A 23,292-nucleotide genomic window follows, 5' to 3' on the forward strand; every position below is an offset into this window, starting at 1 on the left:
GGCATCAGTTGATGACGAACGCGTCGATGGCGACGAGGTAGCCGCTCGATGCTGCCTGCTTCGCCCGATTCACCGTCACCTGAATCGTGTGGGCGCCAGAGGCCACCGGGTAGGTCACGGACTGTTGCGCCTGGCTCGGCCCATACTGATCGATCGTGCCGACGATGTTCCCGTCGATCCGCACCTCAGCCTGGCCACGATTGGTGCCCTGGCTGAACACGACCTTCACGCTGGAACCGGTGAACGACAGCGTGGCCTGTGCCCCGCCAAACTCGCCGAGCCGCTCGGAGCCGCCAACGGCGCCTGCCGTGTTCTGGGTCGGCCACCAGCCTGAGAACGCGATCTGGCCGTTCGTCGAGTCGATGGTCGTGCCCGGCATCGGCGTGTTCGTCGGGGCCGGCGTGGTGGTGACGGTCGGGGTCAAGGTAATGGTCGGCGTCGGGGTGCGGGTGGGCGTCACCGTGGGCGTCTGGGTCGGGACGCCCGGCGGCGTGACGCCATTGACGACGAACGCGTCGATGCCGATGGCCCAGCCAGTCGCCGCGTTGTTCTTGCTGCCCGAGTTACCCACGACGACGGTGTGCGAGGTCAGCGCCGGGTTGACCGCGTAGGTCACCGTCTGCTGATAGGCCGTCGCCGCCGCGTACTGGTCCACGGTCGGCTGTGCCACGCCGTCCACCGTGACCGAGGCAATCGCCCGGTCGGCGGCCTTCGTGTACAGCAGCGTGATCTGCGAGACGCCCGTCCCGGAGATGTTCAGCGTCGCCGGTGCGCCCGGCCCGCTGACCAGCCGCTCCCCGCCGTTGTACGCCCCTGCTGCCGTGGTCACGTTCCAGAAGCCGCTGTAGGTGATGCCGTTCGTCGCCCCGATCACCGTATCGTCGATCGCCACCGGAGCGGGCGTCGGGGTCGGCGTCCCAACGGGCGTATTCGTGGCCGTCGGGGTGAACGTCGACGTCGGGACGGGCGTCGGCGTGTTCGGCGGCGGCACGGTGTTCGTCACGGTGGGGGTCAGCGTGTTGGTCGGCACCGGCGTGAGCGTCGCCGTCGGCACCGGAGTCGCCGTGGCCGGGGGCGGCGGCGTGACCCCGTTGACGACGAACGCATCGATGCCGATGGCCCAGCCGGTCGCCGCGTTGTTCTTGCTGCCCGAGTTGCCCACGACGACGGTGTGCGAGGTCAGCGCCGGGTTGACCGCGTAGGCCACCGTCTGCTGGTAGGCCGTCGCCGTCGCGTACTGATCGACGGTCGGCTGTGCCACGCCATCCACCGTGACCGACGCAATCGCCCGGTCGGCGGCCTTTGTGTACACCAGCGTGATCAGTGAGACGCCCGTCCCGGAGACGTTCAACGTCGCTGGTGCGCCCGGCCCGTTGACCAGCCGCTCCCCGTCGTCGTACGCCCCGGCCGCAGCCGTCTCGTTCCAGAAGCCGCTGTACGTGATGCCGTTCGTCGGCCCGATGTCCGCGTCGTCGATGACTACCGCCGCCGGATTTGGCGTTGGCGTGACGGCCGGCGTATTGGTGGGGCCAGGGGTCGGCGTCGCTGTCGGCGTGGACGTGTTCGTGGCCGTTGGTGTGCTGGTGGTCGTCGGCGTGCTCGGGACCGGCGTGCTGGTCGATGTGGGAGCGGATGCGAGCCGCACCGTGACATCTGTCAGCTCAGGCGAAACCGTCGTATCGGCGGTGTTGAGCGTCACCTGGTAGCGCAGGTACCGGTCTGTTGGGGGCACCGGCGCTGCGCCGTTCTGCACCGTGTTCCAGGCGGACCACGCCTGCCCGTCCGCGGAGGTGCTGACCTGGACCGAGAGCACGGCGCCGGCCGGCGCGCTGCCGGTCCAGGCTACCGGGCCCCAGGCCGCTGCGCCAGCATCCTTGATGCACGAGGTGTACGTGACGGCGCCGGTCGTGTAGGAGCCGATGCGCAACCAGTCGAGCGACAGCGCGGCGGAGCCGTTGTTCGACGCGTAGACGTACATCGGCGCGGCGATGCTCACCTGATGACTTGCGACGGTGCTGCCGTCAACCACGTAGTCGACGCCGGTCGCCGTCCAGACGATGCGGACATCGTGGGGAACGCCGAGGGTCGCCGAGCCAATGACCGTAGTGGTCTCCTGCCCGTTGACCGCCGTGCGAGCGCGAATCGCCTGCCCGTCACTGCCCGTGCTCAGGATGGCGTACCGCGAGCCGAACCCATCGTCGGCGAAGCCGACGTGCTCCCAGGCCCCGGCCCCGAGCGTGACGCGGCCCTCGAGCGTCTGCTGCGTATAGGTGTTCTGTGACCGAAGCCAGGCGCCCGTATTGGCCGGGAGCGCCAGCGTGCCACCGTTTGGTGCGGGTGTAAACGGTCCGCCGCCCCAGGTGCCCCAGAGCCAGCTCTGGGCGCCCGGCGAGGCGTCAAAATACTCTTCCAGGCTGGCGCGCAGCCGCAGCTCGCCGCCGAGCACATTCGAAACCGAGATGCCGCTCGGCGCCGGGCAGGTGCTGAAGTCCGCAACGATCGTGTCGATCTGCTCGCCGGTGACCACGTTCGGGGTCGGCGTGGCAGCGACCGTCGCCGTGTTGGTCGCCGTTGCGCCCGGCGGCGGGGTCGCCGTCGCCGTGGAGGTCGGCGCCGGGGTGTTCGTGAGGGTTGGCGTCGGGGTGGCGGTCCCGGAGACGGCGCAGTTTGGACCCGAGATCGTGCCGGCCTGATAGCGAGCGCCAATCGAGTGCGAGCCGCTGCTGACCTTGAACGCGCGGTAGTTGAACCCCTTCATCGAGAGGCTGGTGGTCGCGGCGGGCAGGCCGTCCACCACCAGTGTCTGGAGTCCCGTGCCGCCGTAGGACGCCGGCACGAGCATGGTGACGGCGTTCTCGCTGCCCGGGATCTGAACGCAGTAGGTCAGCCCGCGCGTCGGCAGATTCCAGTCCCACTGGCTGACGGTTGAGGTCTGGCGGGCCTTGGTGAAGTTCAGCCAGCGCTCGGCGGTCAGCATCGGCACGTTGTTCTGCTGGGCGTGCGTCGTCATGCCGACGAGCCAGTCCGGCGCGTAGAAGTAGTCGACGTGAACCTGCGCCACGACCGCTGCGAGGTCGCCGTTGATGCTCCGGTCGATGAGCGCGTTGGACTCGGTCACGGCCTGTGCGTACGTCAGCCCGCAGGTCGTCTCGCCCGGTACGTCGAGCATCTGCTCGTCAACCAGCTGGGTCACCTGCTGGTAGGCGGGGATGATCGTGCCATCGGTGTCCACGAACTTCATCGGCTGGCCGCTGCCCGTGGGATACCCCGAGCAGACCCACTGGCCGTTCGGCTTCTGCAGCCACGCCCCCCAGTGGTAGAAGTCCACACTCATCTCGATGCCGTTGCTGGCGGCCACCTGCGCCGCGGAGGCCCAGCCCTGCCACTCAACCTGGTGGTTGCGCGTGGTGCGCGAAGGCTGCACGCCGGTGTCGCCGACGAACCAGTTGATCGCCTCGGTGTAGGCCGCCGCGAGCGACTGGTTCGCCTGCTGGCCAGTCGAGTGGACGCCAAACTCGTGTCCTCGGCTGCGGAGCACCAGCAGCTCCTGCGGATCGAGGTGGAACCAGCGCGACATGTAGAACGTAAGGCGGGCGCCGTTCTGCTCGGCGACGGTGGCCATCTGGTCGAAGATCGGCGTTGACTGGCCGTGCTCGTCGCTCGTGAGCACCAGCACCGACTTGTTGGCTGCCTCAGGGAAGTACCAGAACTGCGGCACGGGCTTCGTCAGCTCGCCGAAGTAGGTCACGAAATTGCGGAGCAGCCGCTGCTGCTCATCCGCCTGGGGAACCTGCAGCCGGTCGAGGTCGGCCCACCCGACGAAACCGTCGATGGTCCGGACGACGCCGTCGCCGTCGTGATCGGTGCCAGCCCACGCCGGGTTGCCCTGACGCGTGTACGCGACGCTCTTTGCCAGATCGTAGGTGAAGGCGGCGGCGCGGCCCGTGCCGTAGGAGTTGATCACCGCGGCCGGCCGCCCCGTGTCCAGGGTCTGGCTCGAATACAGGGCGGCAACCTTCGTCCCGGTGGTCACCGAGTAGCGGTCGGCATCGCCGTGGATCTGCAGCGTCTGGCTGGACAGGCCACTGGCTGTCTGATGCGCGCCGGCCTTGAAGTACCCGTCTGACGTGACCCCAGCCACCGGCGTGATACCGAAGACGGCCGCCAGCTGGGCGTCCGGGCGCATCGCGATCAGCGAGCCGCCGGTGTTGACGTAGCTCGTCAGGAGAGCTGCCTGGGGCGCGCTCAGCGGCGTCTCGCTGAGGACGACCGTCGAGTACCCAGCAAGCTGACCGCTCGAGATGCCGCTCAGTTGGGCCACATCAAACGCCACGATGCCCTCGACGCGAAGGATCTCGCCGAGGTAGTTGCCGAACTTGTTGGGGGATGCGCTGTTGACGATGAGCAGGATCGGCGCGACGGACGACTGCGCGGTCGTCGGGAATGGGTGCGGGACCGCCACGGCCAGGGCGAGCAGCGCCAGGATCGGCAGCAGCACCGCTCGGCTGACGCCCAGACGCCGCACGAAGCCCGCGCATACCACCCGTAGCTGGGCAGACTGCCGTCCCACCCATCCGGCCGTTTCGCGATCCGTCACCGAATCACCAGCGTGACGTTCACCGGATCGTCGCACACGCACGCCATCCCTGGCGTCCGGTGGCGCCATCGTACCCCGCATCAGAAGCCCCTTCCCGCAAGCCGCGGCAACCGGCCAGACCCCGCGCCCCAACGCGACCGACTACCGCCTACACACGCCCCGCAGCGCTTGCCACTTCAGGCACGCTGCTCCCGCCGGTCCCCGCCGAGAACCGTGACGCCCCGGTCTCCAGGATCTGCACGATGCGCTCTGCCGCATGGCCGTCGCCGAACACCGGCGGGCGGATCGTCGTCGGCCTGAACGTGCGTACGGCATCCACGATACGTTCGGTGTCTGCCCCCGCAAGGCAGTTCCAGCCGACCGTCACCGTCTCGACGTGCTCGGTCTGCTCGCGCAGCGTCACGCAGGGCACGCCGAGCAAATACGACTCTCGCGTGACTCCACCCGAATCCGTCACGATCACCCGCGCGCCGGCCTCGAGCATCAGCATGTCGTGGTAGCCGACAGGCTCGATGGCGAGGACACGGTCACCCAGGCCGAGCCGGAGCCGGTCGAGCGCCGCGCGCGTCCTCGGATGCACCGGGAAGACCACCGTGCCCTCGATGGCGTTGATGGCGGCGACGATGCTCCGCAGCCGGGCAGGATCGTCGGTATTTCCGGCCCGGTGCACGGTCGCCAACACGTAGTCCCGTTCTTGCACGCCAAGACGCGTCCGCAATGATGATGTCCGATGCGCTATCGGCACATTTTGTAGGAGTGCATCATACATAACGTCGCCGACGTTGTACACGCCTTCGGTAATGCCCTCATGCTCCAGATTCGTGACCCCGTTCGGTGCCACGCAGAAGAGCAGCGACGACAGGTGGTCGACGAGCACCCGGTTCAGCTCTTCGGGCATCGAACGGTCGAAGCTCCGTGCCCCGGACTCGATGTGCGCGACAGGAATGCCGAGCTTCGCGGCGGCCAGCCCGCCCGCCAGCGTCGAGTTCGTGTCCCCGCGAACGATCACCCAGTCAGGCCGCTCGTGGAGGAGTACCCGCTCGATATCCGCCAACAGCTCGCCCGTCTGGCGGCCATGCGAGCCGGACCCGACGCCCAGGTTGTAGTCTGGCGCGGGGAGTCCCAGCTCGTGCAGGAAGATCTCCGACATCAGGTAGTCGTAGTGCTGGCCCGTGTGGAGCAGGACTTCCTGATGAGATCGTCGCAAGGCCGCCGACAACGGCGCGACTTGCACGAACTCTGGCCGCGCACCGACGATGGAAACGATCTTCACAGCTGGCCTCTCAGACGGCCGCGAGCCGGGATGCGGTCAGCATCACCGACGGTTCCGCGGCGCGCACGTCATCGGTCGAGCGGTCGTGGCCGAGGCCACGGATGCGATCCGAGATCCCCGCGGCCACGGAGTAGGCGTTCAGCGCGTCCTGGGCCGTCACCCGTGGCCGGACCCCATCCCGCACGCAGCGGACGAAGTCGGAGAGTTCCAGGAAGAGCGGCTCGGCCGTCGGGATGTGGATGCACTCGACGAGGTTCTCCTGGCGGTAGCGCAGCGGGCGCTGATCGCCAGTGACGAACGACGGCATCGCACGGCGGTACACGCGGACGCTCTTGTTCAGCAGGTCCGTCGAGACGTACGCGCCCAGTGTCGTCACCTCGAGCAGCCGCACCTTCTGCTCGGTGATGCGTGAGGCCGTCAACGTCGCGAGCGGCCCCTCCGACATCGACAGCGTCGCGACGGCGTAGTCCACCGCCTCAGTGCGCGCCGCCCGACCGAAGGCTTGCAGGCGGTCGATGCCGCGCGGCATCAACGTCAGCGCCAGGTCGATGTCGTGGATCATCAGGTCGAACACGACATCGGCGTCCGTGCCGCTCGTGTCGAACGGGCTCAGGCGCTGCGCTGCAAACCCGACGACGTCCATGTCTTGCAGGATCGACTGCAGCTCCAGGAACGCCGGGTTGAACCGCTCGATGTGGCCAACCTGCATGATCACGTCCGACCGCTCGGCCAGCGCGGCAAGCTTCCTGGCCTCGGCCAGCGAGTTTGCGAGCGGCTTCTCCAGAAGCAGGCTGGTCTGGCGGGCGAGGCACGCAGCAGCGACCTCGAAGTGCGTGTGCGTCGGCGTGGCGACACTCACCGCGTCGACCTTGCCCAGCAAATCGTCGTAGTCGGGAAAGTACTGGGTGTCGTAGGTCTCGGCGACGGCCCGCCCGCGCTGCGGGTTCATGTCGCTGACGCCCACCAGCTCCACGCCAGGCATATTGGCGTAGATCCGGCAGTGCCGCTCGCCCATGCGGCCTACCCCGATCACCCCCAGGCGCAACCGATTGATTGCCATGGTGCCCCCTCACAGCGCGCAAGCCGCACAGCTCCGCGCCGCTGCCTCTAGAAACGCCCCACTCTCGCCGGCGCGGCGTACGCCGCCCGTCCCACGCGAGAGATCTCTTCGAGCCGCGCCACGTGGTGCACGCCATCGGCGCCACGATTCGCTGACTCGATGACCCGAGCTGGAACGCCCACCGCTACACAGTTGGCTGGCACATCCTTCGTCACCACCGCCCCAGCCCCGACGACGGCATTCCGCCCCACGCGGACCCCATCCAGAATCAAGGCGCCTGCGCCGATCCACGCCCCGTCCTCGATCACGATGCCCTTGCAGGTGATGCCCTGATCGAGGATCGGCGTCTCAGGGTCGCCGTGGTTGTGATTGATGGCGAGAATCTGGGCGCGCGGGCCGATCAGGACCGCGGCCCCGATGTCGACACCGCCCTGCCCCCGGACGATGACCGACTCGCCGACGAACGACCTCGCTCCGATACGGATAAATGCGTCTCGAAGATTGCGGAAATTGAACACGTGAAGCTCGGCATTGTGCATGATAAACGCATCATCGCCAATGTCAATACCCCCGGGGCAGGCGTGCAAGTAGACCCCGTGGTCGAGATACACGTTCTTCCCGAGCGTGATGTTCTCCGCGAACGCGATACGCACGCTGTGCTCGATGGCGGCGAAGCCGTTCGAGCGGATGATGGCGCGGTACGCCACGGCCCGCAGGGCGATCCCCAGCAGGCTCGGCACCCCGCCGCAGACGCCCGTCACCAGCTCCTGGAGGATGTACCGTCCCAGGCTCGACGCCTGGCCCCGCGTGTAGTACCCGATCTCGTCCAGCAGCTTCAGGCTGGCCGGCCGGGCAGGACGCAACGTTGCCATCAGTACGCCCCCCTGCCCTTCACGACGGCCGGCACCGTCTGCATCAGGATCTGGATGTCCAGCCAGATGCTGTAGTTGCGGATGTACTCCGTGCTGAGGCGCACCCGCTCGTGATACGAGATGTCGGCGCGGCCCCGAACCTGCCACGGGCCAGTGATGCCTGGCTTGACGGTCAGGAGGTTGAGCTGCCACTTGCCGTACCGCTCGAGCTCGTCCGGGCTGACCATGCGCGGCCCGATGAGGCTCATCTCGCCGCGCAGGACGTTCACCAGCTGCGGGATCTCGTCGATGCTCGCCTTCCGCAGAAACCGACCGAACCGCGTGATGCGCGGGTCGAGCGACGACTTGTCAGGGCGGCGGCGGTCTGGAAACGTCGTCGGCAGGCTCGTCTTCCGACGATCCGCAACCATCGTGCAGAACTTGAAGGCGTCGAACGTCTTGCCCGACCGCCCCACAACACGGCGGCGGTAGAAGATCGGCCCGCCCGAGTCGAGCTTCACCGCGACGGCCACCAACAGCAGCACCGGGCTGAGGATGGTCAGCGCCGTCAGTGCGAACGTGTAGTCCAGCAGCGTCTTCAGCATCGCATCGACGCCGGTGATCCGCACCCGGTCGATCGTCATCAGCGGCACGCACCCGGCGTGCTGCACGCGGACGCTCGTCGCCAGGATCTCGAAGAGCCCCGAGGACATCCGCAGCTCAACGTCCTGGCGGTGCGCGAACCGCCCATACAGGTCGAGCACCTCATCGCGGGCGAGGGCGCCCGTTGCGATGACCAGCAGGTCCACGCCCAGATCGGCAATGCGCGCGTCGAGGTTCGTCAGCGAGCCCACCACCGGCAGGCTGAACGCGCCGGTCTGTTCGAGCGGCTGGGATCCTTCCACGAACCCAACCACCTGGACGCCAGCGCCAGGGTCGCTCATCAGCTGCTGCGCCAGGGCATCGCCTTCGCCATTGGTGCCGATCACCAGGGCGCGGCTGGCGAGATACCCGTGCGTCCGCGCCCGCCGCACCAGCCGACGGACACAGAAGCGCTCGCCCCAGATGAGCATCACCGAGCCGAGCCACACCAGGAGGAGCCAGGCCCGCGCGATGTTCGGGGTGTCGTACAGGTAGCTGATCAGCACGATGGAGAGGGCGCCGGCCGTGCACGCACTCCCAATGCGCGCATACTCGCCGTACCCGGAGAAGAGCGTCCGGTGATCGTAGAGCTGCCACATCGCGAAGATCGCGATCCAGATGGGCAGCGCCCACATCACCAGCAGCGAGTAGAAGCCGACCGAGTCTGCCCCTTCCCGAAAGATGGGCAAGTCGCTCCGAAACCGAATCCAGTAGGCAGTCGAGAAGGCGGCGACCAGGGCGAGTGTGTCAAGCAGGACAAGCGCACCCGTCACCGCCGGCCAGGTCAGAAGCAATCGAGACCACCTGTCGCGCTGAAGCAACAGGGGTGGGAGAGTCGAGCTTGCTTGCATCGCGGCTCCGAGATCAGGTGAGGCCGCCCTCGACGAGCGGCCTGGCAGCGTCGCTAGCTCTTCGCCCAGGTCAGGTGGCGAACGCCGACCTCAAGTGCCGAGCGGAGCGCACCGGGCGTGGCGAGCATCTTCAGGTAGGTCATGGCCGGGCCGGGCCGGAACGCCCACTCGCGCCACGCCTGCTTCTGCCACTTCTCGAGGTCTTCGGCCTTCAGGCCATCGTAGTCCAGGACCGTCGAGCGGTCCATGTCGACCTCTTCCCACTGGGTCTCTGGCCGGAACCAGCCGTTCTCCATGACCTGGAAGAAGAACGGCGTTCCTGGGTACGGCGCTGCAACGTGGAACAGGGCCAGGTCCAGCGGCAGCTGCTTGGAGAAGTCGATCGTCTGCCGGATCGTCTCCTCGGTCTCGCCGGGCAGCCCGATGATGAAGTAGCCCCAGTTCTTGATGCCGGCCGCCTTCGCCCAGCGCAGCGCCCGTGCGGCCTTCTGCGGGTCTGCGCCCTTGCGCGCCCGCTTGAGGATCTCCTCGTTGCCGGACTCGATCCCCCAGGAGATCATCCAGCAGCCGGCCTGCCCCATCAGGCGCAGCATCTCCTCGTCGACGTAGTCAACGCGGCTGTTGCACGTCCAGCGGATCTTCAGCCCCTCTTGCAGGATCAGCTTGCAGATCGCCACCACTTGCTCGCGGTTGACCGTGAACAGGTCCGCGTACATGTGGATGTTGTGCACCCCGAGCTTCCCGAGGATCTTCAGCTCTTCGACGATCTTTTCCGGCGACCGCAGCCGCACGGACCACTGATAGCTGACGTGCTTGATGCAGTACACACACCCGGCCGTGCAGCCGCGCCCCGTCACGATGAAGGTGTACGCCCCCTTGATCAGCGGGATGCGGTACTTCTCGAGCGGCAGCAAGTGGTGCAGCGGCATCGGCAGATCGTCGAGGCTCGGCACGAACGGGCGGTCCTCGTTGACGATGACCTCGCCGTCCTTCCGCCAGCCCAGCCCCAGGATGTGCGACAGGTCCGGCTGCGGCGCGTCGTCCGACTCGGCCTCCGGCCCCCTCCGTCCCAGGGTCTCGACCAGCTCCTTGAACGTGTACTCCGGCTCGCCCCGCAGCACGAAGTCCAGCGCCGGGAACGGCTCCAGCGTCTCGCGGACCATCGGCGTGACGTGCGTCCCGAACGCCATCGTCCAGGCGCCGAGGCTCTTCGCCAGGAACGCGCCGTACATGTCGTTGGTGAGGGTCGGGGCCGTCACCTGGGTGATGTAGAAGCGCGGGCGCCGATCCCGCAGGAGCGCCTCGAACTGCTCCCAGGTCATCCGCTCGGCAATCGCATCCACGACTTCGACGGTGAACTCCGGGTGCACCATCGCCGCCAGCTGGGCCAGCGACACCTGCGGCCAGATCATGTTCTCGCGCGAGCGCCTGCCGACACGGTGCTGGCTGCGAATCCAGATCGCCCCGTCTGGCGACGGCGGATTGACCAGCAGCACATCCACCTTGCGGACGATCTTCTTACGCGCCGCCCGAATCGCCGGTCCGGCGTCCGGGTAGCGGGCTGGGCGCGGCTCGCGGACGGGCCGGTTGCCAAGGTTCTCGTGCGTCCCGGCGCCGTTCCCATTGGTGTGGGGCGGCGCGGCGACCACCTTGAGGTCGAACATCTTTGCCATCGACGACTCCTGAAATCCTGCGGCCGGCCTAGCCGAAGTAGACTTGCTCGTTGCCAACCCGGCTGACCATGGTGCCGATCTTGTCCGTCAGGATCTCCTCCGCGGCGCAGAAGCCCATCTCGATGGCGTGGTCCTGATTGACGTAGCGGAAAAGTCCCTGACGGCCGCAGACGATCAGGTTCGGCCACGAGGCGAGGTGGTACGCGAGCTTTCCGAGGTTCGCCTCGAACCTGAGGTCGTACGTCGGATAGGCGTTGCGTGTCCGACGGAAGAAGTGCCCGACGACTTCGGACTCTCGGATCAAGCCGGCCTGCACGAGGCCGTCGACCGACCGGCGGTACAGCTCCTCTTCGCTGGCGTTCCAGATGTCGTCGTCAACATCGCACGAGATCTCGACGCAGAGTGACGTCTTCCCTTCCGGTACCGACGCCAGGCTGAAGTTCTTCATCTCCGAGATGCGGTTGAACACCGTGGACGGGTCCGGGAAGTAGATCCAGTGGTCCTCGGTCACCTGCTCGCGGTCCAGCTTGAGGAACAGGAAGACCATCGCGCGGAACTGGATCTGCGACGCGGCGTCCAGGACATCGGCGGGTGCCGGCGGCTGCAGCGCGCGCACCAGCGGCGAGATCGGGACCGTCGAGACGAAGTAGTCGCCACGGACCTCTTCCGTGCGTCCGTCGCGCTCGACCACGACGGCTTCGACACGGTTCTCCCGGCAGATGACTTCCTTGACCCGCGTGTTGAGCGACACCGTGCCGCCGTACCGGACGATCTCGTCAGCCATCCGCTCGTAGATCGCGCCGACCCCCTGCTCGGGGTAGTAGAACTCGGCCTTGAACGGCGAGTGGTGGAAATCGTTGTCCTCGCGGCGGATCTTCAAGACGCGCAGGACGAGATCCCACAGATCGACCACGGCGACCCGCTGCGCGGCCCAGCTCGCCGCCAGCTTTGCGGGGTCACGCCCCCACACCTTCGCCGTGTAGGGGCCGAAGTAGACGTCGTAGAGCCGTTTTCCGAACCGGTTGACGACCCAGGCCTTGAACGACGTGTCCTCGGCTGGGCGGATCTTGTTGCGGACCCACGTCGCCAGGAAATCGGCGAAGCAGGTGACGGCCAGCCAGGGCGACAGGCTGGTGAGCAGGTTCCCCGCCGAGAGCGGGTAGGTGTAGAACTTGCCGCCAAAGTACACCTGCGTCTTGCAGATGCGCGTCGGCAGCGGCCCCATCAGCGCCTTGATCTCGGCGAGGATCGCCGAGTTCGCCGAGTGAAACCGATGAGGACCGAAGTCGAACAAGTAGTCCTCATGCTGCATGGTGTAGGCAAGCCCGCCTACGTACGAGTTCGCTTCCAGCACCTCGACATCCTGGCCGCTCCGGCTGAGCTTCCAGGCAGCGGCAAGGCCCGCTGGGCCACCCCCGAGCACAACGACTTTACCCACGTCACCCTCCTCAGCCACGGTGATTCAGCACCCACCGCCATACACGCCGTGACCGGTCACCCACAATGCGGAGCCGGCAGCCGCCAGAGACGCTTGTCGCCAGTTGATGAGCCTCAGCCGACGGTGAGCACCTTGCGCTCAGCCGCGATCTGCTCTCGGAACGCCTGCACGGTGTCGGTCAGCCCCTGCTGCAGCGGCATCGTCGCGGTCCAGCCGAGCTCCTTGCGCGCCCGTGTGCAGTCGAAGTGCGCGTGTCGGAGGTCGCCGGGCCGGCGCGGCGAGTGCATCGGCTCCACGTCGCGGCCGGTCGCCTTGCACAGCAGCGAGAAGATGGTGTTGACCGAGGTGCCCTTGCCCGTGCCGATGCAGAACGCCCGGCCATCGCCACGAAACGCCGCCGCCAGGTTCGCTCGCGCCACGTCCTTGACGCTCACATAGTCCCGCGTCTGCTTCCCGTCCCAGTGGACCGTCGGGGTCTTCCCATCCAGCAGCTGCTGCGTGAAGATCGCCACCACGCCGGCCTCGCCGTGCGGATCCTGGCGGGGGCCGTAGACGTTGCCGTAGCGCAGCGCCGTGAACGCCACGCCTCGGTCCAGGGCGTAGTACTTGAGGTAGTGCTCGGACATCAGCTTCGTGATGCCGTACGGCGACTCCGGCAGCTGCGGGTGGTCTTCGTCCATCGGCAGGTACTGCGGGTTCCCGTAGGTTGCCCCAGACGAGGCGAAGACGACCTTCCGCACGCCGCTCGCCGATGCCGCGTCGAGCAGCCGAATCAGCCCGAGGATGTTGATGTCGGCGTCACGGCGAGGATCGTCAGTCGAGACCTTCACCGAGCTCTGGGCCGCCTGGTGAAAGATGACGTCCGGGCGCTCCGTGCTGATGACGTCCTTGATCTCCTCAGAGCGGATATCGGCGAAGTAGAAATGCGCTTCGGGCAGGATGTTCGTACGCTTGCCCGTCGAGAGATCGTCCACAATCGAAACGTCGTGACCTTCGGCGATCAGCAGCTCAACAAGATGCGAGCCGATGAAGCCCGCTCCCCCAGTCACCATAGCCCGCACGAGCAACTCCTTCGGGTGTGATCGCAGGATGACAAAGCACAGGGATCAGCAAGCCTCCCTCGCGGAACACTCGCTGCCACGCACACGCGGCGAAGGGGCTCCCGATCAGGACCGGCCGACTGGCTGACGCAGCAGGAGATCGACGGCCGCCCCGAGGTCATTGGTCACCGTGACCGGTGTGGATGCGCGTTCACGAATAAGCGGCAGCTGGTGGCGGCCACGGCCCGTGAGCACCAGCACTGTCCTGGTGCAGCCGGCGGCGCGTCCAGCCTCGATGTCGGCGAAGGCGTCGCCGATCAGCACGGCAGACGCGAGATCGATGCTGTGGGTCGCGGCCAGCGCGGTCAGCAGGCCTGGCCGCGGCTTTCGGCACGGACAGGCCTCTTCGGGACGGTGCGGGCAGTAGGCCACATCGGTGACCGATGCGCCGTAGGACCGCAGCTCCTCCACCATGCGCGCGTTGATGCCTTCGACGACATCACGCGGAACGATGCCACGGTTGATGATGGCCTGGTTGGTGATGACGAACACCCGGCACCCTGCATCCGACAGCCGCGCAATGGCCTCCGGGGCGCCGGGGAGAAACTCGAACTCGGTCCAGCTCTTGACGTGGTCTGGCCGGTTCTCGTTGATCACGCCGTCACGGTCGAGGAACACAGTCCACATGGGCTTCCCCTCGGGTGCGGTCACGGCATACGCGCGCAGGGCGCGGCTGCGACATCGGCATGCGTGCCGGGCCGCACATCCGTCCAGACGGAGTCAGGCCGCCCGATGGCGGGTCACGCTGGCGGATGGCGCACCGACGACGGTGGGATGGTGGGGACGATCGACCGGCCGGCGGCCACTGCGAGCAACCTGGGTGGTGGCAAGCTACCGCCATTTCGACACATCCGAGCCTCCCTGGAAGAGAGGCGATGCAGCGATTCGGCGCACGATCATCCCGGCGCCCCGTACGATCCCTCGCCGTCTCCGAGAGGAACCGTACGAAACGCTCTTGCAATGCACGATACAAAGCCGGTGGTAGCGCGGATGTTACTCAGCGGTTGAGATTTCGTTACTGCCCGCTGCTCGCCATCCCCGCCCTCAAGGTCAGGACGTTGTCACCACGTTTGCGTCTGGCTCGATCCCGTTCAGAATCTCGGCCTCGCCGCCCGTAATCAGGCCGACATCCACCTGGACGGTCCGGCGCGCGTCCCCTTCGACGATCTGCACCGAGCGCCGGGCGCCGGTCCCGACGAGCGCCCGCTCGGGAACAATCACAACATCGGCGCGCTCGCGGGTCACCACGTCCACCGCCGCCGGCGCCCCGAATCCTGGCGCGGTCGGCCAGGATGGCCGCAGCCGCACGCGCACCTGGCCGGCGCCGAGATCGCTCACGTCTTCGATCGAGCCACGCACCTCGCCGCTGGTCGGGCCGCCGTACTTGACGGTCGCCAGCTGCCCCACCGACAGCCGCGCGCCCGTGATCGTCGGCACGTCGGCAATGACGACCGGCGCCGCGTTCGTCGCGGCCAGCGTCAGGACCGCCCGGCTGGCGTCGATCCCCTGCTCGGGGCGTCCCGCCACGTTCACCACCACGCCGTCGAACGGGGCCACGATCTGCGCGTTCAGCAGGTCGGCCTCAAGCGCGCGCACGGCGGACTGTTCCTGCTCCACGCTCTGCCGCAGGGGCTCCACCTCGCCAAGCGCCTCGTCGGCCGGCGGCGTGTCGAGCACCAGTTGTGCTTCGGCAGATGCCTGCTCCAGCGAGGTCTTCGCCGCGTACACCTGCTCGATGGCCTCGCGCATCTCGTCCTGCGTGGGCCGGGCCAGGAGCTCAGATTGGACGGCCAGGGAGGATCGCAACGACGCCTGCGCCGTCTCATACGCCGCGATGGCCGGGTTCAACTGGTCAGTGGGCGTCCCCGCACGCAACGCGTTCACCCGTGCCGTCGCTGCTTCGTAGACCAGCCGCGCGGAATCCGCGGTGATCTTCGCCTGGTCGAGCGTGCCCTGATCCGCGCCCAGCTTGACCACCTCGAGCCGCTCGCGGGCCGCGTCCAGCGTCGAGCGCGCGCTGACCAGATTGCGCTGTGCTACGGCCACCTCGCCGGGCGGCGGCCCGGCCCGCAGCCGCTCGTAGCGGTCAATCGCGTCCTGGAGGGCCAGCTTCGCGTTGTCGATGGCTGCCCGCCGCTCCGCCTGGGACGCGCGCGTGTTGTTCGACTTGTCGGAGTTCGAGCCTCGGTCGTTCTGCTCGGCCAGCCGCAGCGCCGTCTGAGCCCGCTGCACCTCGCGCTGCGCGGACGTCAGCGCCACGGGGTCAGGCTGCACCACCTTCTCGAGGTCGAGCTGCGCCCGCACGACGGCGTTCTGCGCCGCCAGTACCTCGCGCTCGGCGATGCGAAGCTGGTTCGGATCCGGCCCGGACGCCAGCCGCTCACTGTCGGCAACGGCCTTCTGGTAGGCGGCCTGCGCCACGACAACCTGCTGCTCGGCCTGCCGCAGTTCGAGGTCATCCGGCCCCTGGCGCAGCCTGGTCAGATCCGCTTCGGCCCGGGAGAGCGCGGCGCGCGCCGTGCTCACGGCGATCTCGGCGGACCGGCGCTCGGCCGGGCTTGCGCCGGCCTGAACGCGCTCCAGGTTGGCCTCGGCCCGGCGAACGCCAGCCTCGGCGTCGGCGACGGAGCGGTCAGCCCGTGCCCGTGCGGCTGTCTGGCGCTGTTCCGCATTCCGAACCTTGGTCGCGAGCTGCGCTTCGGCTTGATCGAGCTTCGCCTTCGCTGTCTGGTACCGGTCGCGAGCGGCCGCGAGGCTCCGGGCCAGCTCGCGCTGATCGGCCTCCGCGAGCACCTGCCCCGCGGTGACGGCGTCGCCCGGGCTGACGCGCAGGGCGGCCAGCCGCTGGGCGGACTGGAAGGAGAGCGGCGTCTCCGTCTCAGCCCCGATGCGGCCGTTCAGTGTCAGAACCTCCGTCAGCGTCCCGCGCCGCGCCGAGACGACGCGCTCGGCCCCGCCGGGCTTCGCCGGCGGCTGAGCGGCGGTGCCTGAGGTAGCTGCACCGGAAGCGGCTCCGGGCGCGGCCGCCCCCGGAGCGGCGGCAGCAGCCGGGGCTGGCGAGCCCTGCACCTTTGGCGCGGAAGCCACCGGCGCCGGCTCAGAACGGCCTGCCGGACTCACCAGCACGTAGGTCGCCGTAGCGACCAGCAGCAGGATTGCCAGCGCAGGAGCAAGCCTGCGCACGCCGAAACCGATCGAACTCGTACTTCTCACCACAGCCCCCGAGCACGCCAGGAGTTTGCAACGTTGCGAGATGGCCGGTCAGCCCGCAGGGACGATCCGATTCTCGCTTCACTCTTCACCGCGCACACTACCACGTCGAGCGAACGCCAACGAACACAGCGACGACGTCGGGCAATCGTGCCCACGTCTCCAAAAGGCGACACAGATGCCGTGCGGATTGCCCGGGGTTCGGCAGCCCTGGTTGTAGCCGGACCGGGCTGACGCCACCACCCACCCCATGTGACGTGTGGGCGACCGTGGACGCGCCGATGCATCCCATGCTCCGCCCTCTGGCGCATCAGCCAGGAACGATCGACGCTCACAGACTCTGCAGCAACCGGGTGGAAGCCGAGTGCTGCAGCGTCGTCGGTACAGGGCGCATCGTGCGGTTCAATTCCGCAACGCCCCTATCATAGCGGTCACGCCCGCGAAACTCAACAGGTTCTCGACCCATGTACATACTCTCTCCGACCACGAGGCAAGCATGTTCCGGCGAGGCGCTTGTTTCCGCACAGGAGCCCGGCCCGACCGGCCGGTCGGGCAGGGCTCCTGGATGCTCGCGTCTGATGACGTGAACCGTCGCCGCTCTGGAGCGGCGACGGGTGGATACTAGAAGGCGGACGCGCCTCCACCAACAAAGGTTGACCACTCGCCGCAGCCGTCCGTCACGGTGATCGGGACCGTGACCGCGCCGGGCGCGGTCCGGCGAATGTAGAACTTCACTTCAGCCGCTGCCGAGGTCGGGCGGTAGACCGAGTCGGCGCGCAGGCTCGACGGCCCGCCCGGGAAGTCAATCGCCACATTCGAGGCGCTCTCCCCCGCTGCCTGGAAGTCGATGGCCGTGATATCCCCGCACGAGTCGCCGCTGGCCGCGAGCGCAGCAGCGCTCTCCGTCCGCGCGGCCTCGGTGCTGATCGTGACGGCCAGCCGGCCGGAGCCTGCCGGGGCCGTGGTCACCTTGATCCGGGACGTGCGGGCCTTCTTCGTCGGCGTGGGTGTCGGCGTCGGTGGCGGAACCGGGGTCGAGGTCGGAACCGCTGTCGGCGAGGGCGCGGGAGCCACGGCCACCGCCGTCCCGGTGACGATGAATCCATCAACGCTCACGGCGTACCCAGACGATGCCGCCTGCTTGGCTCGGTTGACGACCACCTGGAGGGTGTGCGCCCCAGGCGTCACCGAGTAGGCCACGGACTGCTGGCTCGCCGACGAGCCGTACTGGTCGATCTGCCCCACGGCGACCCCGTCGATGTAGACGGTCGCCGTGCCGCGATCCGTGTCCTGTCGATACATGACCTGGACTGCCGAGCCCGTGAAGGTCAGCGCCGCGGTTGCGCCGCTGGTGCTGCTCAGGTGCTGCGACCCGGCCAGTGCCGCGCTGTCCGCCTGGGAGCCCCAGGTTCCGGCCCAGGTCAGCCAGGGGCTGCCATCGTCCACCGTCGCCTTCAGCAGCGAGCCGATCGACGGCATGAAGTCGGCCGGGCTGTTGGCGACGATGAAGGCGTCAACACCCACGAAGTACCCGGCTGACTGCGCCTGCTTGGTGCGGAGGACCCTCACCTGGATGGTATGGGTGCCGGGCGCGGTCACGTAGGTGATCGCGCGCTGGACCTGGGACGGACCGTACTGATCGATCTGCTGGACGAGCTGGCCGTCGATCCTGACCTGCGCCTGGCCCCGGTCGATATTCTGGCGATAGATCAGTGAGATGGTCGCGCCCGTGTAGGTCATGGAGACCGAGTCGCCACCGTACTGGCCGATGCGCTCCGTGCCGCCCGTCGCACCCGCGTCCGTCTGGGTGGGCCACCAGCCCGAGAAGCTCAGGCTTCCATGATCGTCGTCAAACGTCGTGGGGGTTGCCGGGGCGACCGTTGGCGTCGCCGTGGCCGGGCGCGGGGTTGAGGTGGAGGTGGCCGTCGGCGGGACCAGCGTCACGGTAGCCGTGGCTGTTGCCGGAACCAGCGTCGCGGTAGTCGTGGCCGTCGGCGGGACCGTCGTCGCGGTGGACGTTGCCGTTGGGGGAACCGCCGTCGCGGTCGATGTAGCGGTTGCTGGGACCATCGTCGCGGTAGCCGTGGCCGTCGACGTAGCGGTTGCCGGAACCAGCGTCGCGGTAGCCGTGGCCGTCGGCGGGACCAGCGTCGCGGTAGCCGTGGCCGGCGATGTTGCCGTTGGCGGGACCGTCGTCGCGGTAGCCGTGGCCGTTGGCGGGACCGTCGTCGCGGTGGACGTGGCCGTTGGGGGAACCGCTGTCGCGGTGGACGTTGCCGTTGGCGGAACCAGCGTTGCGGTCGGGGATGGCGTACGGGTTGCCGTGGCCGTTGGCGCAAGCGTGTTCGTCGGCGTCGCCGTTGCGGTTGGGGAGGGCGTTCGCGTCGCCGTGGCCGTTGGCAGAAGCGTGTTTGTCACGGTGGCCGTTGGCAGAAGCGTGTTTGTCACGGTGGCCGTTGGCGTCGACGTTGCAGGGAGCGTTGCCGTGACCGTCGGCGTGGACGTCGTCGCCGAGGTAGCGGTTGGTGTCGGGGCGCTTCCGCCGACGACGATGGCGTCAACACCGACGTAGTACCCCGTCGAAGATGTCTGCTTCGCACGGTTCACGATGATCTGCAGCGTGTGGTTTCCAGGAGTCGTCGTGTAGGTCGTGCTGGTCTGGGCCTGCGTCGTCCCGTACTGGTCGAGGATGCCGACGCTGGTGCCATCGATCTTGACGCTTGCCATGCCACGGTCGGCGCTGCGCTTGTAGACGACCGACACGGACGTGCCGCTGAAGGTGAACGAGGCGTTGTCGCCGGCATACTCGCCCACACGCTCCGAGCCGCCATACGCGCCGCCGTCGCTCTGGGTCGGCCACCAGCCGCTGAAGGTGATCTGCGCGTTGGAGCTGTCCACCGTCACGGCCGGGATCGGCGTGGGGGTCGGCGTGACCGATCCGGACGGCGTGGGCGTCGGAAGCATGACGCCCGGCGTCGTCAGCACGAGCTTCACGGCGATGTCGGTGCTCAGCGCCTGCGGCAACGCGAACGCGATCGTACCGCTGGGGTCCGTCGAGACCTGCGCCGTGGTGCTCACCGCGCCGAGGTAGGTGTCGTACCAGCTCGCCGTGTAGATGCCAATCGGCATCCCCGGCAAGGCGATCGATCCGGAGCGAGCCGTCACCGTGGTCCCGTCCGCCGCCGCCTTCCAGGTGTGGCTGGCGTTGTCGATCCACAGATGGGCCTGGCCGTTGGTCGTGTCCTTCTGCCCCCAGACCCGCAGCCCGGCGTCGCTGATCGTCGCCGAGGCCTCCTGGTAGTGGCCGTTGGAGAGGGGGATCGAGTCGATGAAGTTGAAGTAGCGCTTGACGATGGCGAGGCGATTCGGGCTGCCATCCGTCGCGTCGTAGATGTGGTCGCGATCGTACCACCAGCCGCTGTCGATCAGCCCGCCCGAGTTGAGCTGAGCCCACAGGAACTTGTGCAGCCAGATCCCCTGCGAGTCAGCGGAGAGCTGCGTCGTCGGATTGTCCGTCGACATGCCCGGATCGTAGAGGCCGGTCTCCCCTCGGATGATCGGCTTGTCGAGCCCGAACGGCTGCCGCGCGCCGAGCTGCATACTGATCCGCTGCGTCAGGCTCGCCGTGTCGTAGAAGTCGGCCGGCAGCGCGGTCACCACCGTGCCGGCGCCGCCGCCCATGTCGATCCGGGTCTCCGTCGTCATGCCCTGCTGGTGGTACTGGTGGATATCGACGTAGTCGACGTTGGGGGCCGCGTCCCAGAAGGAATGCGGCAGCGAGTGCCAGTTGCTGGTGGTCGTCGGATGCCGGTTGCCCCACTGTCGCATGTAGAGCGCGAACTCATCAGCCAGCAGCGCGTGGTTGCTGTTGAACGGATCGCCCTCGTTCAGGAGCTCCCAGGAGTGAATGGCCGGCGAGTAGCCCCACCGCCCCTGGACGTAGCGCCACCACGACTTCAGCAGCCAGCGGGACTTTGCCGTCGTGCGACCCTGCCCATAGTAGTAGCGTGAATCCGACCACGAGTCATCCGTGACGATGTTCCCGTTGGCGTCGAAGTGCTCCAGGAGCCATTCGGCCCGCGTATCGACGACCAGCTTCAGGGTCAGCTCGTTCTGCGCCGCCAGATCCAGCATCAGGTCGAACGCGCGCGACTGGCGCTGATCGAAGTACTCATGCATGTCCATGTCTGGCTTCGACAGGATGTTCACGCCGTACGAGCCGCCGCCAAGATCCTCGACGATGTCCACCTGGTCGATGAAGACCTTGCTGCCGCCGCCGGTGCTCGTGTTCTTGAGCACCAGGTAGAAGTACGGCAGGAAGTACTCGCTCGAACCGGTGGTGAACGTGCCTTCCAGCGTGCTCCAGCCCGAGCCGGTCGCCGCCGTGGCGTACGGCGTGAGGACCGTGCCGGCGCTGCCGGCCTGATGCGGGCCGGTCACCCAGACATCATGCTTCATGGCCACCAGCCCGTAGGACTGGCCAGCCGTCACCGGGCCGCTCAGGGCGGCCGGAATCTGATAGTGAACGCGCACGCGGTAGGTGGTCGACGGCTTCACGGCCGGCCCCTTCTTGAGCCAGCCCAGGAAGATGCCCGGGTTCGTGGACGGGTCGAGGAACATGGCCGCCGAGCTGCCCGCGCTCGGAACGTAGCCGGTGCTGTTCGCCGCGCCCGCCAGGGTCCAGATGTCCCAGTTCGGCCCCTGCGTCGTCGAGGTCCACGGCGAGTCCGCCACACCACGCACGCCCCACTGCGACAGCCAGTGGCGCACCATCCGGACGCCGTTCGAGGAGAGGTTCTGGAACAGGGATTGGTTCGCCGAAACCGGGTCGTTCCAGGAGATGTGGTCGAAGTTGGTATTGAAGCCCAGACCGGAGAAGTATGACCCGTCGTCATACTCGAAGTATCGGCTGTCGGTGGGGCTCACGCGAACGAAGCCGTGACTGCTGGAGCTGACGGCAGTGAAACCCGACGCGCTGCTCAGCGTTGAACCAGTAGCGTCTGTTGCGCGAATTCGGTACTGCCAGGAGCCAGTGCTCGGCGGTGCGAATCGTGCTTTCCACTGATAGGTGCTTGTCGGATAGAGCCAATCCGAAGATCCACCGCGCTTCTGATACTGGTAGTCCTGATAGTAGAAGGCAGGCAGCTTTTGTACGGTCTGGAAGCCGTCCTTGCTGAACTCCGCGTCAACCGTGATGCCCTGCCCCGCGGTGATCCCATTGGGAGGGCTCGCATCGTACGGCATGAACATGTTCGTTGCGCTTGTATTCGAGATAGAGAACGAGATTTCGAGCTTTGAGAAGGTCGGGATCTGACTGCTTGTATAGGATGTTCGATTGTCGGTTATTGAGGAAATCGTCGGGCCTGCCGCGCTCGCAACCGATTGGACGATGGCATCGCCCGGCACCGGCGCATTAGGGAGGCCCGCCGAATACGCGCTGGGCGCGAACCCTACCCGCATCCGCCCATCGACGCTGGAGCGATCGACCAGGATCGGCGCCAGCATGCTCACGACGATAGTCGCAATAAAGAGACGATGCAGTCTTGTCCACCGCAACATTTCGATCTCCACGCCACAGCGAGTTCGGGAACGACTGGATGTAGGTCAACTCGGCGGTCTTGGCTGGCGCCTTCGGCAGGTTGCGACGTGACCCGGCGGCCCGACACATAGGTGAATGTTCACGACAGGGACAGCACTGTCTGACCAGCGACGTTCTCAATGCTTCAAACGCTGGACGAACAAAAACGCGTATGGGCCGTCTGGACTAGAGCCGTACCCAAAGGGACTGAATGTTGGCCCTATCTGGAGGGCGCACATACTCGATCACCGTCGTCGCGCCGTTCAACGGGGTGATTGCTACAGCTGCGAAGTTTCATCCCTGAATTGCTCAGCGCGCGGTGGCAGCTCCGCGACCTCTCTCAAATCACCTGCACCGGACGCCCAGCGCGCCCGCCCGGCCGGTGACCTGGAGGGTTGCTCAAGAAGGGATGACGTTCACGATTGGCACGAAGTACGGAGTGTGCGCGGTGAAGATGGTTCGGGCTAACGAAGGGACTCGGTCGCACCGACCAGCGGTGATAACCCGTCGGCAGGCGTTGATTGGCGTCGTCGCCGGCGTAGTGAGCGTGGGGCTGCATGCCAGCGGCCTGCTGCGTGGCACGCAGGACGGCGCAGCGGTCGCCAGCGGGGGCCGCTCGGCCCTCGACGCGGCCCTCTGGGCCCCCTCATCCGCCTTTGCCAGCACGGCGCAGGCCCCGCTGGCCCAGACGTCGGCGACGACCTGGCACCAGCACGGCGGCAACGCGGCCCGGACCGGCGCGAACGACGCCACCCCCGTCGGCCCCTGGACGTGGCTCTGGAGCGATGGCCCAGACGCCAACGGCGGCACCTCGACCTGGCGGGGCATGGTCCCCGTCGAGGCGTTCCCGGTCTGCGGCGGCGGCCGCCTCTTCATGCCGCGCGGCACGGCTGGCGTCTGGGCCTGGGATCTCGCCGCCGGCGCCATCGCCTGGCGCTTCACCGGCGTCGAGGCCGTCGCCAGCGGCGCGTACGATCCGACCTCTGCGAGCCTGCTGGTCGGCGCCACCAACAACCGGC

Annotated in this window: 12 protein-coding genes; 1 reads left to right on the forward strand and 11 read right to left on the reverse strand. The window is 67.5% G+C overall.

Annotated elements, in window-relative coordinates; all coding sequences use genetic code 11:
- Positions 1–4: 4 nt before the first annotated feature.
- The 11 genes from IT306_11935 to IT306_11985 all read right to left on the reverse strand — a co-directional run bounded on the left by IT306_11935 (position 5) and on the right by IT306_11985 (position 21,621).
- Positions 5–4,597 carry a hypothetical protein gene (locus IT306_11935; GenBank protein MCC7369128.1) on the reverse strand — a complete coding sequence of 1,531 codons (4,593 nt, stop codon included), beginning with the start codon at positions 4,595–4,597 and terminating at the stop codon, positions 5–7.
- Between the two features lie 148 nt (positions 4,598–4,745).
- Positions 4,746–5,870, reverse strand: coding sequence for a UDP-N-acetylglucosamine 2-epimerase (non-hydrolyzing) (gene wecB, locus IT306_11940; GenBank protein MCC7369129.1), 1,125 nt, complete (start codon positions 5,868–5,870; stop codon positions 4,746–4,748).
- Between the two features lie 10 nt (positions 5,871–5,880).
- Entirely contained in the window at positions 5,881–6,930 is a 1,050-nt protein-coding gene (locus IT306_11945) for a Gfo/Idh/MocA family oxidoreductase (protein ID MCC7369130.1), read from the reverse strand.
- A gap of 47 nt (positions 6,931–6,977) precedes the next feature.
- Positions 6,978–7,802, reverse strand: coding sequence for an acyltransferase (locus tag IT306_11950; protein MCC7369131.1), 825 nt, complete (start codon positions 7,800–7,802; stop codon positions 6,978–6,980).
- Positions 7,802–9,217: a sugar transferase gene (locus tag IT306_11955; protein ID MCC7369132.1), complete on the reverse strand. Its 1,416-nt coding sequence runs from the start codon at positions 9,215–9,217 to the stop codon at positions 7,802–7,804. The genes IT306_11950 and IT306_11955 overlap by 1 nt, the downstream gene beginning before the upstream one ends.
- Before the next feature lie 110 nt (positions 9,218–9,327).
- Positions 9,328–10,938: a radical SAM protein gene (locus IT306_11960; protein MCC7369133.1), complete on the reverse strand. Its 1,611-nt coding sequence runs from the start codon at positions 10,936–10,938 to the stop codon at positions 9,328–9,330.
- Between the two features lie 37 nt (positions 10,939–10,975).
- Positions 10,976–12,385, reverse strand: coding sequence for an FAD-dependent oxidoreductase (locus tag IT306_11965; GenBank protein ID MCC7369134.1), 1,410 nt, complete (start codon positions 12,383–12,385; stop codon positions 10,976–10,978).
- Positions 12,386–12,498: 113 nt separating this feature from the next.
- A complete protein-coding gene (locus IT306_11970; GenBank protein MCC7369135.1) occupies positions 12,499–13,446 on the reverse strand; it encodes a GDP-mannose 4,6-dehydratase in 948 nt (315 codons plus the stop codon).
- 105 nt (positions 13,447–13,551) lie between these two features.
- Entirely contained in the window at positions 13,552–14,112 is a 561-nt protein-coding gene (locus tag IT306_11975) for an HAD family hydrolase (GenBank protein MCC7369136.1), read from the reverse strand.
- 423 nt (positions 14,113–14,535) lie between these two features.
- The gene (locus IT306_11980) at positions 14,536–16,668 is read right to left on the reverse strand and encodes a hypothetical protein (protein MCC7369137.1); all 2,133 of its coding nucleotides are present in this window, start codon (positions 16,666–16,668) and stop codon (positions 14,536–14,538) included.
- 648 nt (positions 16,669–17,316) lie between these two features.
- Positions 17,317–21,621 carry a hypothetical protein gene (locus IT306_11985; protein ID MCC7369138.1) on the reverse strand — a complete coding sequence of 1,435 codons (4,305 nt, stop codon included), beginning with the start codon at positions 21,619–21,621 and terminating at the stop codon, positions 17,317–17,319.
- A 1,148-nt stretch (positions 21,622–22,769) separates the two neighbouring features.
- On the opposite strand from IT306_11985, the gene IT306_11990 reads away from it, so the two are divergent.
- Positions 22,770–23,292: hypothetical protein (locus tag IT306_11990; GenBank protein ID MCC7369139.1), on the forward strand; the 523-nt coding region annotated here is incomplete at its 3' end.

This window comes from Chloroflexota bacterium, from assembly GCA_020850535.1.
GTDB lineage: Bacteria > Chloroflexota > UBA6077 > UBA6077 > JACCZL01 > JADZEM01.

What these genes read in the sequence shown, in the direction of transcription:
- IT306_11975 (MCC7369136.1), bottom strand. Translation starts at nt 14,112, where the DNA reads ATGTGGACTGTGTTCCTCGACCGTGACGGCGTGATCAACGAGAACCGG.
- IT306_11960 (MCC7369133.1), bottom strand. Translation starts at nt 10,938, where the DNA reads ATGTTCGACCTCAAGGTGGTCGCCGCGCCGCCCCACACCAATGGGAAC.
- IT306_11945 (MCC7369130.1), bottom strand. Translation starts at nt 6,930, where the DNA reads ATGGCAATCAATCGGTTGCGCCTGGGGGTGATCGGGGTAGGCCGCATG.
- IT306_11950 (MCC7369131.1), bottom strand. Translation starts at nt 7,802, where the DNA reads ATGGCAACGTTGCGTCCTGCCCGGCCGGCCAGCCTGAAGCTGCTGGAC.